Source organism: Methylovorus glucosotrophus (assembly GCF_009858335.1).
GTDB lineage: Bacteria > Pseudomonadota > Gammaproteobacteria > Burkholderiales > Methylophilaceae > Methylovorus > Methylovorus glucosotrophus.
Window position 1 is genome coordinate 1907401 of the sequence record NZ_VMSE01000001.1, and the last position, 14541, is coordinate 1921941.

A 14541-nucleotide genomic window follows, 5' to 3' on the forward strand; every position below is an offset into this window, starting at 1 on the left:
CATGGGCAGCCAATTCCCTCGCATTGCGAATATCAACGAGCGCGCCAGCGATCTCCTGCAGGAGGCTATCAACAAGCATGCCGTATTGCAGCGCAAGCCCGGCCATAACCAGCTGGTCATTCACGATCACTTGATTAAAGGCTATCGCCAAGTATGCGTGCCTGTTCATCCAACTGGAGGTGCAGCAGCATGAGCACTCAACTTTTCCGCGTTTGGTGCAAGTTCGAGCCAGATCACGTAAACCCGCTGACGGGTAGGCGCGGGCAGTGGCGGGTAACGCGTACAGCCCCATTTTCTCCTAATCGTGCCAGATTATTTTATACATCAGTACGCTTTGAAGGAGAGCTGGCGGTGCTGACTACCAAAGTTTACCGTCGCGGCAGCATCATCCGCCCTCACAAAGAACTCAACCGCGTGCTGGCATTGCGAGGTTCAGCATGAGCGCCACTACCGTCCGCCCCGGTCTGCGCACGCAGGTGCGCCAGATACTTGAGCGCATTGGCGATAACGCCGCCGCTTATGGCATCACCGCTGACGAGCTCGCATTTCTCAACAGCATGCGCATGCGGAATATCGCATTCGGCACCCAGCGCCAGGCTGAAACCGGCCAGCGCATCTATGACAAGGTTTTCAGTAAGCAGGAGGCCGCATGAGGGGTGACATCAAAAATGCTGTTATCACGAGCGCCACATTATCTACCAGTGATCGCGGAGTTCTTGACTGCTGGGTGACATTAGACCTTGGTGGAGCAAGCCAAGGATTCGGCGGCTACGCTCTTTACCTGCCAGCTTCATTTAAGAATTTTCAACTTTTGAGTACTGCTGGTCATTTCATTTACCGTTGCATGGAGGTTGCTGGCGTTGAAGAGTTTTCAAAATTGCCAGGCAAAGCAATCCGTATTGATGCTGATTCTGGCTGCATTTATGGAATAGGTCACATTGTTAAAGACGACTGGTTTTATCCAGAAGACGATTTTAATCCGCCAGTGGATGCTGAGTTTGATCAGGATGAAAAATCATGAAGCCCACCGACTCAACCTTGCGCAAGTGGTACGAGTGCTTGCTGATCATCATTGGCTTCTCTGGACTTCTTACCGTGCTCTCATTGGTGGACCTGAATGACCGCCGCTGGGAAAACCCAACCCCGGAAATCAAGGTGAGCAAAGACACAGAGACCACAGAGGCTACCGAATTAACCAACGAGCAGATGGTGTTCCTTGCCGGTCTGCATAACCCACTATCTCAGGAGAAATAACATGGCAGCAACAAATGTGGCTGTGATGCCCACAAAAAACACTACCTTGCTGAAGAAGTTTGCTGACCGCTTTTCGGTAGACCAGGCCGAGGTGATGAACATTCTGAAGGCTACGGCCTTTAAACAGCGCGACGGGCAGCCGCCAGCCTCTGATGAGCAGCTTTTTGCCCTGATGATCGTTGCTGACCAGTACGGCCTCAACCCATTCACCAAGGAAATCTACGCTTACCCAGACAAAAGCAACGGCATTGTGCCTGTTGTCGGGGTGGATGGCTGGTCACGAATTGTCAATGAGCATCCCATGATGGATGGCATTGAGTTCCGCTACTCAGATGAAACGGTCCAGCACAAAGGCAAAACCTGCCACGTATGGATTGAGGCCGTGATTACCCGCAAGGATCGTAATAAGCCAATCGTGGTGCGCGAATACTTTGACGAGGTAGTGCGCAGCGTCAACTTCACGACCCCATGGGATACCCACCCAAAGCGTATGCATCGCCATAAAACTTTCATCCAAGGCGGCCGCGTCGCCTTCGGTTTCGGCGGTATTTATGACGAAGACGAAGCCCAGCGAATCATGGAAAAAGACATCACTGCAGATGTCGTCAATGAAACGCACGCCAGCAAGCCAGAGGTTCCGGTACTGGATGAACAGACATTCAAGAGCATTGCTGACAAGTACCGCCAGAGCGTTACAAGCGGCAAGAAGTCTGTCGCAGACTTTATTTCATGGGTGGAAAACAAAGGCGCATTGCTGACTGATGCGCAAAAAGCCGAGGTCCAGTCATGGGCCCCTAAAACCACCACCGTCGAAGGCGAAGCCACCGAAGTTGATGATGACTTTGTGACCGAAATGAACCAAGAAGAAGGGAAGCAATAATGAAACGCACCGTATTGAACGTACAGCAAGGCACTCCAGAATGGCTGGCAGCGCGCGCCGCCAGTGACGGCACGGCATCAGAAGCCGCGACCGCTGCAGGCAAGGGCAAGTACCAGAAGCGCAACGACCTGCTGGCCCAGCGCAAGACGGGCATCACGCCAGATGTCAGCGCCAGCACCCAAGCTTTGTTTGACCGTGGCCATGCCACCGAGGCCGCCGCGCGCCCCATGGCCGAATCCATCATTGAGGATGAACTGTCACCAACCACGATCACACTTGAAGTCGAAGGCCTGACGCTGCTCGCCAGCCTGGATGGCATCACATTCGATGATGAAACCATTTTCGAGCACAAGCTGTGGTCTGAAAAGCTGGCCGCCCAGGTTCGCGCCGGCGAGCTGGAAGAGCACTACACCATCCAGATGGATCAGGAACTGCTGGTATCCGGCGCCAAGCGCTGCCTGTTCATGTGCTCCGATGGCACAGAAGCCAACTGCGTATGGATGTGGTACGAGTCCAGCGAAGAAAAGGCCCGCAAGGTAATTGATACCTGGCACCAGTTCAAGAAAGACCTAGCCGAGTTCGTGCCAACCGCGGCGCCAGAGCAAGTAAAGGCCGAGGTTGTCATTGAGTTGCCAGCCCTCTTCGTGCAGGCCAAGGGTGAAATCACGACCAGCAACATGAAGGAGTTTGGCCTGGCGCTGGCCGACCGTCTTAAAACGGTGCGCGCTATCGAGCTGGTTACGGATCAAGACTTCGCGAATGCCAAACAGTATGCCGCGATGTTCCGCGATCAGATCAAGAAGCTTGAGGCCGCCCAGGAATCCATGCTGTCCCAGACCGCCAGCATCGGTGAAGCAAAACGCCTGATGGATGCATGGGCCGAGGATCTGCGTGTAACCGCGCTCAAGTTGGAAAAGGATGTGAAGCGCGAGGACAAGGCCAAGAAGGAAGCCATGATCCTGAAGGCTCGCCAAGCGTTTATTGATTACGTCGCCACCCTTGAGAAAGAAACGGATGGCATTCGGGTATCTCAGCAGTTACCTGACTTCGCTGGCTTCATCAAGGGCAAGCGGAACTATGCAAGCATGCAGGACGCCATTGATACAGCACTGGCGAACGGCAAGGCCTCTGCTGACGCTGCCGCACGCGACATCCGCACCAAGCTGGCCTGGTACCGTGGTGCCGCTGCCGGGCATGAAATCATCTTCGCTGATCTGTCCACGATCATTACCAAGCCCGAGGACGATTTTAAGCTGGTCGTGAAAACCCGTCTTGACCAGCACAAGCAGGACGAAGAAAAGCGCCTGGAAGATATCCGCCAGCAAGAGGCCGCCAAGCTTGCTGCTGAGGCAATGAAGCCGGCCGAGCAAGAAACCAGTGTTGAGGTCAATGCCAAGATTGAGCCCGAGCCAGTGGCCCAGGTCTCCCCTAAAACTGTCAGCGTAAACCCTCAATATTTTTCCGGTGCACGCCCAACAAAAGCAGAGCTAGTTGCTGTGGTTGCCAAGGCATATTCAGCAAATCAGGATCTGGCAGAGGTATGGCTCAATGCTGCATTCGGACCCATGGCCAAGGCTGCATAGCCATGAGCGAAAGTGGAATTGAAGATTACGAGCAATACAAAAACTAGCACTCTCTCATCCCGCCAGTCTTACCCCCTTTGGTTGGCGGGTCTTTTTCAAGCCTTGTGACAGATGGCTTGGAAAAGATACTCAGGAGAATAGCCATGGCAAAACGACATAGAAGCAAGGGCTCAGATCGCCGCCAGCGCAAGTTCGTGCGGGCGCGGAAAGGACACCTGGTTTAACCGCCACCCTCCCTTAACCCCTGCCGATGCCTTCGGGCCATATAACTTGAATATGGGGAATCGGACTTACTTGAGGATACTTAAATGAGCCTGGATGTGACATTAACAGCAGTTAGAGAAACAAGTGTATACAGCAGAAACATAACGCACAACCTAACAAAGATGGCTTCTGAGGCTGGTATATACAAGCATTTGTGGAGACCTGAGGAAATTGGAATCACTAAAGCAAGTGAGCTAATAAAGCCATTGGAAGATGCTCTTGATTTACTAAAAAGTGATCCTGATGGGTTTGAGCAATTTAATGCCTCCAATGGTTGGGGAACATATGCTGGATTTGTAGATTTTGTGAAAGATTATTTAGAGGCATGCAAAAGCAATCCGGATGCAACCATTAGCGTCGACAGGTAGCACGACTGGCTCACGTACGAGCCACCACAGGAGCCAGCCCTTTGCCTGACTAGCAACATTGGAGAAGTAGTCAGCTTCAATGGAAGGGTTGGTTCCTGTGGTGAAGCGGAATGGTGATCCGCGTCAAGTCGCAGATGAGGCTTAGATAAACAGTTCGCGGCACAGAGGTGCCTCAAGCCGGAGATTCACCACCGGCCACCACTTTAACTGAGAGGAATGATGATGGCATTAGATTACAAGCAAGCAAAAGAAAACCTTACAGCGCATGTTGCCAAGATCACTGAGCAGCGCGATGAATTGCTGGAAGCGCTGAAAGCCATGCTGACACATATGGGCATGGACGAAGACGAATGGAATAAGCCTACGTTTGATCAGGCCCGTGCCGCCATCGCCAAAGCCGAGCAAGAGAACTAATCAATGAAGCGCAAAGGTCGGCATCATTGTTATGTACACATTCTCGAACATCGCGACTACAAGCCTGGAGATTTACCACCGGAAGGCTATCTTGAATGGCATGCATGGGCAGATGTGCAACGTAAGGCGGGAATAAAACAAACGCAATGTGGGAAGTGCGGTCTTTGGCGGACTCCGCAGGAGCTTAGCGGCGAAACGATGAAATGGACTTCGCAAAGCCGTAAGGGGCCAATAGAACAGACTGCGCCAATATGCCACAAGTGTGCAGCCATCGCCAAAGCCGAGCAATAACCTAGCAGTAGTCCATGAGAAAAGGATATAGGAAATGAGTGAGATTAATACAGGCGGACCAGCGTTTCCAGTCATTGCAGAAAATGGGATGGGGCATGTTTCCAGCGGCGTTACGGTTCGCGATTACTTCGCCGCAAAGGCTTTGCAGGGATTACTGCCCGCCGGAGATCCTCGTGGACGGAGTGCTTATACAGAAATGTCCTCTGACGAACTTGCCAAGTCAGCATACCAAATTGCCGATGCAATGATACGCGAGCGGGAGCAGCAACCATGACCACCAAGGACAAGGATATGAGTGAACAAAGCATTGAGCAGGAGCTGTTTGAAGCGTGGTACGGGGCGCCAAGGAAACTAGAGCGCTCAGAATCAGGCTACAAGTTTATGGCGGCGCATACCGACTGGACAACATGGAAAGCCGCCCGCGCTCCCCTGCTAGCCCGCATTGCCGAGCTGGAGGCGAAGTTAGACGTTGACTATATAGCGCAAGTAATTCGCATGGTAGACGGCAATCACTCCATGGGTGCTGGCGCTTTGGCTGAGGCGATTGTCGACGCAATACGGGGGAATGAGTGTTGAGATGGGTAGAAAAAGGTGGGTTTAGGCGGGAAGTTTATGTAAATGAACAAGGGAAAATACTAGGGCGTATTGAGTACTTTGCCGCGATGGATTACGTCGCAGCGTTCATATACGGTGTTGGGGATATTGGCACCTATATAGACATGCCAAGCGCTAAAAAAGCCGTCGAGGATTACGTGAGGAACAACAAATGATCACTGAACAACGCCTTAGATTTGAGGCAAAGCATAAGGTGCCGGATGGGGTCGTATGGAGCGAAAAACTCAACTGTTACACAAAGACTTTCCCGTCATCTAGAAATGATTCATGGGTAGCGATCCAAAATGCCCTCTGGCAAGGCTATCAGTCGGCACTGGAAGACAGGCAGGGGGAGGCTGTGGTGTGGCCCAATGGTTGCGATGAAACGGTTCCACAAGCCCTCCGCTATTTAGCAGAGCATGAAAGGCCCGCAGGCGGCAACGACAGTTTCAATAGCGAGCATCTGCATCAACTGGCCGATGAGATTGAAGAAATGGCAGGCAAGCCGCTATTCACATCGCCCCAGCCCGCACAGCCAGACCAATGGAACGCGGCGATAGAGGCGGCGGCAGATACTGCGCATGATGCGATTCATGAAGCAATCTACAAGATAGATGATTGTGTGCCTGTTAAAGCGGCTGTAGTAGCCGCCATTCTCGCGCTGCGCAAGGGGGCATGATGAGCCAAGACGTTGAGTGCCCATATTGCTCCGAGTGGAATGAAATAAATCACGATGATGGCCGAGGCTATGCAGAGGGAGAGATGCACCAACAAGAATGCTGGCAATGTGCCAAAACATTCACTTTTAACACGCAGATACATTTTAGCTATGAAGCTTTTAAAGCAGATTGCTTGAATGATGGGCCTCATCAATATGAAAAGACGCACACGATCCCCAAAGAGTACGCCCGCCTACGGTGCAAGTGCTGCGGTGACGAGAAACCGCTAGATTACAAGGAGCCTACCCCATGACCAACGACATTATAGAGATAGCCAAGTCGGCAGGCAGCGCGAACTATACGTATACCAATGGGACGACTGGCGGCCCAGCGGAAATTACGCTGATTATTTTCAACAATGAACAGCTCACCAAATTCGCCGAGCTGATACAGGCTAGGGCTGTGCCGGATGGGTATGTGGTGGTGCCAGTGGAGCCGACTGAGGTCAATTACCGGCTTATGTTTACAGAAGCTATGCATGCGCTGGCAGAGGTTGATAGATTGCTCGGCTTACCTAGTGATGGGTGCAATGATCCACAAATTACAGTGAGCGCTCTTAAAGATTATATGGCTGGAATGACTGATGTAATCCATTCCAGAAATTCCTTGATAGACGCTAACTACCAACTTGCTGCTGAAGTGGAAGCAGCCGCACAGAAAGGGAGCGTATAGCCATGGATCAATTGTTAGCATTTTTATTAGGCGTTGTGATTGGACTATTCATAATCGCCTTAATAGTAAAGATTACAGGTGAATAGCATGGATGACAGGGAAATGCTGGAGTGGGCGGCAAAGGCTGCTGGGCTGCCTGTTGTGTTTGACGGACACCTGCCAAAACTGAAAGTAGGCGGTGGCAAGATTGGCGCGTGGCGCAACTGGAACCCGCTTGAGGACGATGGTGACGCGCTGCGACTGGCTGTGAAGTTGAATATTCCAGTCAGCCCGGAACCGGCTAACGGGTCAACATGGGTATGCAAAGGTGAATTACAGGTCTTTGAAATGCACGGCGATGACCCATCCGCCGCCACCCGCCGCGCAATTGTCCGTGCTGCCGCCGCTATCGGCAAGGAGGGGAAGTGATGGAAACCATGAGCTGCCGCGAAGTGGCCGCCTATCTTGGCTACAGCTACTTCTATTTCATGCGCGAGATTAAAACGGACGAGTCATTTCCAAAACCGATTCGCCGAAAGACTCTGCACGGGCTTGGACACGCAAAATACGAGAAGGCCGACATCGAGCGCTACAAGCAAGGACTCAAGGCAGCGGCTTAATCTAGCTTGTCGGCTAGGTTTTCCGCTGTCTCATTGTAGTAAATCATAAGCATCTTTAAATCCTTGTGCCCCACTATTCTTGCCAGCTCCAGCACATTAAACACCTTCGCCAGTCGCGTGATAGCCAAGTGCCTGGTATCGTGAAACACAATATTGTCTATTCCGGCCAGCGCTTTGATCTTTCTAAAGTGACTGACTATCTGCGACTCTTTCAGATTAAAGATTGATTCGCCCTCAATATCTACTCGCTTCACGTTCTCAATGATCTGCAAGGCCCGTGTCGATAAAGGCACGTCGCGCACGCCTGCCCTGGTCTTTGATGCCTTTACCTTTGCCACACGGCCAGATACATCGGAAAGCCGCAAGCCGCATATTTCCTTTTCCCGCATGGCTGTCTCTATCGCAAACAGAAAAGCCGCTCCAGTGCGCGCAATGACGGTATTAGGCACCTCATCATCAGCATAGCCGGACGCATGCACGACGGCATCAATCTGATTCTGCGTTATTAGGGTATCTCTCGGCGGGGCATGCTGGGGGCGCTTAATGCTGCTCATGGGGTTGACCTTGATCCATCCCCATTCATTGATCGCTACGGTGAATACATTGGAGAGCATATTCATTTCGCGGATGATCGTGGACCCCGAGACTACTTTCATGCGCTTGTCCCGAAACTTGGTAAATTGCATCTTTGTCAGCGCTTCAAGCTTGGTTTTGCATATCTCCGGCTCATCACGAATAAAAGCGTTGATCCTGATGCGTTCCTTGCGTTCACCTGACTTACGCACGCTGACCTCATCCCGGTATTTTTCCAGCAGGCTGCCAAAGGTGATATTTTTTACCCCAGCTTCGCTCTTTTCCAGCTCCAGCTCTGTCATATTGGCCCATGACTGCGCCTCACCCTTGGTGCGGAACGTCTTCACCTTGCGCTGATATTTTACCGAGACTTCGGCGCGCCATTTTCCTGATGCGGTTGGTTTGATGGATGCCATGCGATTAGTGGAAATGGATAGTGGAAACTAGTGGAAACGTTTCGCAATATATCACAAAGAACCGCAAAGAATCGCAAAGCTTTAAATTGCCTGAAACGGCATGATAAAAGGCTGAAAGCCCTACTGGCGCGGGCTTTAGAGAGGTGATGCAGAAAATAAAATGGTGCCCTCGACAGGAGTTGAACCTGTGACCCTTCGCTTAGGAGGCGAATGCTCTATCCACTGAGCTACGAGGGCAAGGCCGTTATTTTCGCATAAAAAACGTTGCAGTAAATTTGCAAATACAAAATCGCGGTCAGGCTTGTTATGATGAATATCTTTGTTCTGCGGGCTTTACCAATGAAAATCCTTCTTGCGTCTGCTTTTGTGTTTCTCGGCTTTCTGCTTTACCGCTCATTTGCCATGGCGAGCCCTTTGCCGCAGGTGGGGCAGGCGGCACCGCATTTTTCGCTCACTGGCATCAAGGGTGACGTGCATGGCTTGAATGATTACCAAGGAAGCTGGCTGGTGCTGTACTTCTACCCCAAGGACGATACGCCGGGCTGCACCAAGGAGGCTTGCAGCTTCCGCGATGACATGGTGCAGCTGGAAAAACTGGGCGCGAAGATTGTAGGCATTAGCGTGGATGACACCGAGTCGCACGCTAAATTTGCCAAAAAGTACAATCTGCCGTTTCCATTGCTGTCAGATACCAATGGCAAAGTGGCTGCCAGTTATGGCGCCTTAACCAATCTTGGCATCATCAAAATCGCCAAGCGCTATACCTTCCTGATCAATCCTCAGGGCCAGATTGCCAAGGTCTACCAAAGCGTGGATACTTCGCGCCACTCGCAGGAAATTATCGATGATTTGCGCCAGCTCAGCGCGCGGTAACAGATTTGCCCACATCAGCTAAAGGAACCACCCCTCATGAAAAAACTGCTATTGATCGCCATCCTGGCATCGCTCTCGGCATGTACCACACCCAATTCCAAGCCTAACCGCGAATGGATCAGCGTGAACTGTAACGGCTTTGCCTCCTGGGACAAATGCAATGAAAAAGCCAAGGCCTATTGCCCGAATGGTTTTGAAATTGGCAGCAAAGAAGAAAGCCTGATCGAGCAGAAACGCATCATGGAGTTTTCCTGCAAGCCTTAACTGGCAGGCTTGAAATGCAAAAGAGCCATCGATGATGGCTCTTTTTTTATGCCTTGCGCTGCCGTTTTATTTTTTGACCGGCGCAGGGACGCTGCAGCCACTGTAGGTATTTTCCGGTGTAACCACCAAGGTAGCCTCTTGCCCCAGGATCGTCAGCGTCGATACCCCGTTGCTGAAAGAAGTGCCGGATTTAGCCAGGGCGAACTCGCGCTCAGGCAGGATCACCCAGGCAGTGGCGCCGTTATCCAGCATGCGTACATAGAACTTCCTGTTTTTTTCGCAGACATAGGCGGTTGAGTTAGCCGGTGCCCCTGGCACAGACGCGACCTCATCCCCGCCAAACGGCCAGACTTTCACGCTGCTGCAGGCGCTCAGCATCATGACCACAGAACCAGCTGCCAACCATCGGTAATTCAGATTATTCATAACCCCACCACTACCTTAAAACCAAAGTGTGCCATATTGCCAGTTGCACTCCGGGCTTACAAGCCGGGCACACGAAACGGGAAGATTTGGGGGAGCAAACGAGATTGCGGCCAGCAACAAACAGTCTGCCGGCCGCCGCTTTTGTGAGAAAGCTGATTCATCATAGGGGCCAAGCGCCAGCTCAACAATGAGCGGTGACAAGAATGGTCCAGTGGCGGGCAGCCATATTCATTGTAATCCCTCGCTGTGCTGTCATGCCCTGTTCATATCCGTTGGATATGCTTGCGCCATGCGGCATTCACTCACCCTCCTCTTTTTGCTTTTGCTGATGGCGCCATGGCGGGCTGATGCCGATATCTACATGCTGAAAAATGACGCCGACGAGATCGTGCTCAGCAATTTACAGCCACCCGAAAACGCGACCGGTTATAAAGTGCTGGTCAGCGAAGATGCATCGCAGCATCCAGCATCGCATGCCAGCCGCCCTTCCCCGCTTTCAAAGACCAGCTTGCCCTATGCCGCCAGCGTGCAGCAGGCGGCCAGACTCACCGCGATCGAGCCCGCCTTATTGCACGCCATCATGCATGTGGAATCCGGGGGCAATCGGCAGGCGCTGTCGCCCCGTGGCGCCGCCGGCTTGATGCAGTTGATGCCCGCCACCGCCAGACGCTATGGTGTGCGGGATCCACTGGATGCCAGGCAGAATCTGCTGGCCGCTGCCCAATATCTGCAGTCGCTCAAACAACAGTTTCATGGCGATATGTCGCTTATGCTCGCCGCCTACAATGCCGGGCCGCAGGCCGTAATACGGCATGGCTACCAGGTGCCACCCTATGCGGAAACCCAGCGCTACGTGCCCCACGTGCTGCAGCATTATCGCCAGTTGCAGCAGCGCATTTCCGGCATGCCCTAGCTTTAGGGTTGCGTGGCGCCCGCACCTGGCGTGGCGGCCTCCTCCGGCTCCAGCAGTTGCTGCCCGAATACCCACTGGCTATAGCGGCTCGCGCCTTTAAACCCGCGGTCATCCGAGGCAAAGCCCGCCTGTTTGATGGGCTTTTCCGTCGAAAGACTGTAAATGCCGATTATGCGTCCGCGCTGCCTGATCAGGCCCCACTCGGCGCTGCCGGTGATCGGGTCATCGTATCGTTTGCGAAGGTGCCGCTTGATGTTGGGGTAGCGTTTATCCAGCAACAGGTCATCCAGGCTGGCCGGATACATATTGACACCCGAGGGATTCGCCGCCTGATAACTGGCAATCGCCGCCCGGTACTGATGCCCCACAAACAAGAGCTGCTTTTCCTTTTCGGCACGCAGCTGGTGATGCCAGCGCATGCCCACCGCAGCAAGTCCAACACCGGCAATGGCGATCATCAGCAACAGCCCGATATAGCTGAATCCGCGCTGTTCGCCGCGGCGATATTCGCTGGCCGTAGCTGCCCTACCATTCGGCATAGGCCGTTCCATCGCGTCCATTGCCCGGCGCCCCGCTACGGATGTCATACACCGCCCCCGCACTGCCCGCCTCCACACCATTCACATTCACTTCCGGCGCGATCAGCACCCAGGTCTCGCGTGAACCGGTGATGGGGTCTGGTGGCACGGCGCGCAGATAATGCAGACTCACCAGTTCCTCCAGCGATGCCGGATAGCGCTCATGGTCCCCGTAAAACTTGTCGATGGCTTCGCGCATCACATTGAGATCATGCCTTAGTGTGGATTCACGGGCCTTGTCCACACTATGAAAATAGCGTGGTACCGCCACCGCAATCAGCAAGGCGACGATGGTCATTACGACCATGAGTTCGATCAGGGTAAAGCCCTTCAAGCGCTTGCGGCTAGGGCCGTTGCTACCAGTCACGGTACCAGCTCCCATTAATCGCCTGCTCCGGGCTTTTGGAATACACATCGTAAACATCCACACCTTCGCTGGGCGCATCGGCCTCGCTCTGGTAGCTACGCTGGCCCCAGGTATCAGCCGGGGCCAGCGTCAGATCATGATTGAGAGGATCGCGTGGAATCTTGCGGATGAAGCGGATGATTTTCCTGTCTGGCCGCGTCTGGTCCTGCACGCCGCGCTCCAGCACATCCAGACTGGGCGGATAGCCGGACTGGTCCAGCCCGCGCTTGATCTTGCCTTCGTCATAGGCCAGTTTGTAGGCATCCAGCGCCTCGCGAATCTGGCGCAAGCAGGTGCGCAACTCGGCCTCCTTGTTGCGCTTGAGTGTGAGCTGCAGCACCGGCATCGCCGCCGCAGCGAGGATAGACACGATCACCACCGTGACCACCATCTCGATCAGCGTGAATCCGGCGCGGGACTTCATCGCGACAGGTCCACACCTTCCACTGCCGGTTGTGCTGCAGGCGCTGGGACAGCGTTGACGGGCGCCGTGGGCGCCGTCTGGCTGGCATTGGCTGCTGCAGGAGCAGGCTGGGCAATGGCAGCATCTTCAGAAGAGACACCAGTGGTATCTGCTGCCACGGCTTCAGAAGTAGACTCCTCCGCCGGTCCACTGGCAGCCGGGCTGCCACCGCCAGCGGGCGCTGCCAGCTGCGGCTTGTCCGAAATGCCATTCTCGGTACCTGACCAGTATTCGGAAATTTCCGCGTCAGGCCGCCGGATATTGCCCAGAATGCGTGGCGTAATCGCCAGCACGATTTCGGTCTTGTTCTTGCGGTCTTCCTGATTGGAAAACAGCCGCCCGAGGATGGGAATATCGCCCAGCGCAGGCAGCTTGCTGGCGTTTTTGCGCTCTTCATCCTGTATCAGCCCGGCCAGTATCTGCATCTCGCCATCCTTCAGCCGCAACAGCGTGCTGGCATTGCGCGTGCCTATGGTATACACCGTGGCGCCATTGCGCGTGGTGGTGCGGTCGCCCAGCGAGCTCACCTCCAGGCCGATCTTGATATTGACGAAATCATCCAGCGTGATGCGCGGCTCCACATCCAGCTTGAGGCCGACATCGATATAGGTCACGTTTTCTGAAATGCCGACATTGGCGGTGGAGGTGGTGGTGATAATCGGCACCTTGTCGCCCACCAGTATCTTGGCCTTCTCGTTATTGCGCACGCGTATGCGCGGGTTGGAAATAAGATTGACGTCACCTGTGGTTTTGCGGAAATTGACCGCCGGGTTGGGCGAGACATCAAAGCGGCTGGAATTAAGATTGAGCAAGCCTTCCAGCGTCAGTGGCGAATCCGTTGCCACGGTAGACGTGACCGCAATACCCGACCCCGCCGTGGAGGTGGTCACGGGGATGCGGCTATTCACCGAAATCTGGTTGGGGTAGGCAATGCCCAGCTCCTGCAGGCGGCTGCGGCTGATTTCCAGCACCTCGATTTCCAGCATGACTTCAGGATCAGCCAGGTCATTCGCCGCCACCAGTTTTTCGGCGATATGAATCACCTCCGGCGTATCGCGCATGACGATCATATTAAGCCGCTCGTCCACCACCACATCCTTGGTCTTGAGCACGGTTTTCAGGGTGGAGGCCACCTGTTTTGCCGAGGCATTGGTCAGGTAAAAGCTGCGTATCATCAGCTCCTTGTAGTCTTTTACCTTCTGCGGCGTATTGGGGAAAATAAGCGCGCTGGTTTCGGTGAGAGCTTTCTTCTGCAGGCCATTGGTCGCCAGCACCATCTCAATGGCATCTTCAATCGAGGCCTTGCGGATATACACCGTGGCCTTGGCATCGGCGCGAATATCCTTGTCCAGAATGAAGTTGATGCCAGTGGCGCGCGACAGCGCCTCGAATACCATCTTGATATTGGCATCGCGAAACTCCAGGCTCACCGGTTTCTGGAATGGCGGCTTGAGGCGTGGCGGCTCCGTCTGCGCCACATCGCGGCTAGCGCGTATGCTGGCCTGCAACTGCTGCGCTTCCTTGTTATCCGGGTTTTCCATCAGGATATTGCGCAATATCGACCAGGCGCCCTCGCTATTCTGGTTGTCCAGCATGGCGCGTGCCTGATCCAGCCGTTTGCTGTGGGCATATTCGCGGGTGATGCTGGCCTTGCCGGCAATCGCCCGCACATTGTTGGGGGCAAGCGCAATCACGCGGTCATACAGGGCGTTGGCTTCAACAAAATGGCCGGCGTTGCGCTGCTTTTCCGCCTCGGTCAGCAATTCCTGCACCGCCTGCTCCTGCGTAATCAATATATCTTTGCGTGGCACGGCGGCCTCGGGCTTGGCCTGCAGGTTTTCCTCTGCGCTGTGTACCCGCGTTTCGGGGGTATCGCCCTTGACCTCGGACTTGGGCCAAGGCGCAAAGGCGCAGGCATTGAGCATGGTCAGCATTAACAGGCTACAGAGTGTTGAAAGGCGAACAGGTTTCATCGTGGGTTTCATAGATGG

23 protein-coding genes and 1 tRNA gene are annotated in these 14541 nt (G+C 53.9%); 17 read left to right on the plus strand and 7 right to left on the minus strand.

What is annotated here, in order from left to right; all coding sequences use genetic code 11:
* The first annotated feature begins 1 nt into the window (after position 1).
* The 14 genes from FNL37_RS08900 to FNL37_RS08965 all read left to right on the plus strand — a co-directional run bounded on the left by FNL37_RS08900 (position 2) and on the right by FNL37_RS08965 (position 7638).
* Positions 2–193 carry a hypothetical protein gene (locus tag FNL37_RS08900; protein WP_159355888.1) on the plus strand — a complete coding sequence of 64 codons (192 nt, stop codon included), beginning with the start codon at positions 2–4 and terminating at the stop codon, positions 191–193.
* Between the two features lie 244 nt (positions 194–437).
* Positions 438–653 (plus strand): hypothetical protein, encoded by a 216-nt coding sequence (locus FNL37_RS08905; RefSeq protein WP_159355889.1) that lies wholly within the window; start codon positions 438–440, stop codon positions 651–653.
* A complete protein-coding gene (locus FNL37_RS08910) occupies positions 650–1021 on the plus strand; it encodes a hypothetical protein (protein WP_159355890.1) in 372 nt (123 codons plus the stop codon). The genes FNL37_RS08905 and FNL37_RS08910 overlap by 4 nt, the downstream gene beginning before the upstream one ends.
* Positions 1018–1254, plus strand: a complete 237-nt coding sequence (locus tag FNL37_RS08915) for a hypothetical protein (protein WP_159355891.1) — start codon at positions 1018–1020, stop codon at positions 1252–1254. Before FNL37_RS08910 ends, FNL37_RS08915 begins: the two co-directional genes overlap by 4 nt.
* 46 nt (positions 1255–1300) lie before the next feature.
* Complete coding sequence (gene bet, locus FNL37_RS14105) at positions 1301–2134, plus strand: phage recombination protein Bet (protein ID WP_342353787.1); 834 nt, start codon at positions 1301–1303, stop codon at positions 2132–2134.
* The gene (locus FNL37_RS08925; RefSeq protein ID WP_159355892.1) at positions 2134–3717 is read left to right on the plus strand and encodes a YqaJ viral recombinase family protein; all 1584 of its coding nucleotides are present in this window, start codon (positions 2134–2136) and stop codon (positions 3715–3717) included. Before bet ends, FNL37_RS08925 begins: the two co-directional genes overlap by 1 nt.
* Positions 3718–4025: 308 nt before the next feature.
* On the plus strand, positions 4026–4349 hold the full coding sequence (locus FNL37_RS08930; protein WP_159355893.1) for a hypothetical protein: 324 nt from the start codon (positions 4026–4028) through the stop codon (positions 4347–4349).
* Between the two features lie 216 nt (positions 4350–4565).
* A complete protein-coding gene (locus FNL37_RS08935; RefSeq protein ID WP_159355894.1) occupies positions 4566–4763 on the plus strand; it encodes a hypothetical protein in 198 nt (65 codons plus the stop codon).
* Between the two features lie 325 nt (positions 4764–5088).
* The gene (locus FNL37_RS08940; protein ID WP_159355895.1) at positions 5089–5328 is read left to right on the plus strand and encodes a hypothetical protein; all 240 of its coding nucleotides are present in this window, start codon (positions 5089–5091) and stop codon (positions 5326–5328) included.
* Positions 5325–5630, plus strand: a complete 306-nt coding sequence (locus FNL37_RS08945; protein ID WP_159355896.1) for a phiTE_015 family protein — start codon at positions 5325–5327, stop codon at positions 5628–5630. The genes FNL37_RS08940 and FNL37_RS08945 overlap by 4 nt, the downstream gene beginning before the upstream one ends.
* 190 nt (positions 5631–5820) lie before the next feature.
* Positions 5821–6327: a hypothetical protein gene (locus FNL37_RS08950; RefSeq protein ID WP_159355897.1), complete on the plus strand. Its 507-nt coding sequence runs from the start codon at positions 5821–5823 to the stop codon at positions 6325–6327.
* A 289-nt stretch (positions 6328–6616) separates the two neighbouring features.
* A complete protein-coding gene (locus FNL37_RS08955) occupies positions 6617–7039 on the plus strand; it encodes a hypothetical protein (protein ID WP_159355898.1) in 423 nt (140 codons plus the stop codon).
* Positions 7040–7126: 87 nt separating this feature from the next.
* Positions 7127–7447, plus strand: a complete 321-nt coding sequence (locus FNL37_RS08960) for a hypothetical protein (protein ID WP_159355899.1) — start codon at positions 7127–7129, stop codon at positions 7445–7447.
* Positions 7447–7638 carry a hypothetical protein gene (locus FNL37_RS08965; protein ID WP_159355900.1) on the plus strand — a complete coding sequence of 64 codons (192 nt, stop codon included), beginning with the start codon at positions 7447–7449 and terminating at the stop codon, positions 7636–7638. Before FNL37_RS08960 ends, FNL37_RS08965 begins: the two co-directional genes overlap by 1 nt.
* Here FNL37_RS08965 and FNL37_RS08970 read toward each other — a convergent pair.
* Together FNL37_RS08970 and FNL37_RS08975 are read right to left on the minus strand one after the other, a co-directional pair.
* Positions 7635–8627, minus strand: a complete 993-nt coding sequence (locus tag FNL37_RS08970; protein WP_159355901.1) for a tyrosine-type recombinase/integrase — start codon at positions 8625–8627, stop codon at positions 7635–7637. The two genes, FNL37_RS08965 and FNL37_RS08970, sit on opposite strands and share 4 nt — an antisense overlap.
* Before the next feature lie 161 nt (positions 8628–8788).
* A tRNA-Arg gene (locus tag FNL37_RS08975) sits at positions 8789–8864 on the minus strand.
* 69 nt (positions 8865–8933) lie between these two features.
* Between FNL37_RS08975 and FNL37_RS08980 the strand changes: the two genes are divergently transcribed.
* The gene (locus tag FNL37_RS08980) at positions 8934–9500 is read left to right on the plus strand and encodes a peroxiredoxin (RefSeq protein ID WP_159355902.1); all 567 of its coding nucleotides are present in this window, start codon (positions 8934–8936) and stop codon (positions 9498–9500) included.
* A gap of 36 nt (positions 9501–9536) precedes the next feature.
* Entirely contained in the window at positions 9537–9764 is a 228-nt protein-coding gene (locus FNL37_RS08985; protein ID WP_013441872.1) for a hypothetical protein, read from the plus strand.
* A gap of 66 nt (positions 9765–9830) precedes the next feature.
* Here FNL37_RS08985 and FNL37_RS08990 read toward each other — a convergent pair whose 3' ends face one another.
* Positions 9831–10190 carry a hypothetical protein gene (locus FNL37_RS08990; protein ID WP_159355903.1) on the minus strand — a complete coding sequence of 120 codons (360 nt, stop codon included), beginning with the start codon at positions 10188–10190 and terminating at the stop codon, positions 9831–9833.
* A 289-nt stretch (positions 10191–10479) separates the two neighbouring features.
* Here FNL37_RS08990 and FNL37_RS08995 point away from each other — a divergent pair, with 289 nt between their 5' ends.
* Entirely contained in the window at positions 10480–11103 is a 624-nt protein-coding gene (locus tag FNL37_RS08995; protein WP_159355904.1) for a lytic transglycosylase domain-containing protein, read from the plus strand.
* A 2-nt stretch (positions 11104–11105) separates the two neighbouring features.
* Here the strand turns inward: FNL37_RS08995 and FNL37_RS09000 are convergent, their stop codons facing one another.
* The 4 genes from FNL37_RS09000 to FNL37_RS09015 are packed head-to-tail and all read right to left on the minus strand — an operon-like array spanning position 11106 to position 14523.
* Positions 11106–11642, minus strand: a complete 537-nt coding sequence (locus FNL37_RS09000; protein ID WP_159355905.1) for a type II secretion system protein — start codon at positions 11640–11642, stop codon at positions 11106–11108.
* Positions 11629–12063, minus strand: coding sequence for a type II secretion system protein (locus tag FNL37_RS09005; protein WP_159355906.1), 435 nt, complete (start codon positions 12061–12063; stop codon positions 11629–11631). The genes FNL37_RS09000 and FNL37_RS09005 overlap by 14 nt, the downstream gene beginning before the upstream one ends.
* Positions 12038–12511, minus strand: coding sequence for a type II secretion system protein (locus tag FNL37_RS09010; protein ID WP_159355907.1), 474 nt, complete (start codon positions 12509–12511; stop codon positions 12038–12040). The genes FNL37_RS09005 and FNL37_RS09010 overlap by 26 nt, the downstream gene beginning before the upstream one ends.
* Complete coding sequence (locus tag FNL37_RS09015) at positions 12508–14523, minus strand: secretin N-terminal domain-containing protein (protein ID WP_244948244.1); 2016 nt, start codon at positions 14521–14523, stop codon at positions 12508–12510. Before FNL37_RS09015 ends, FNL37_RS09010 begins: the two co-directional genes overlap by 4 nt.
* Positions 14524–14541: the final 18 nt, after the last annotated feature.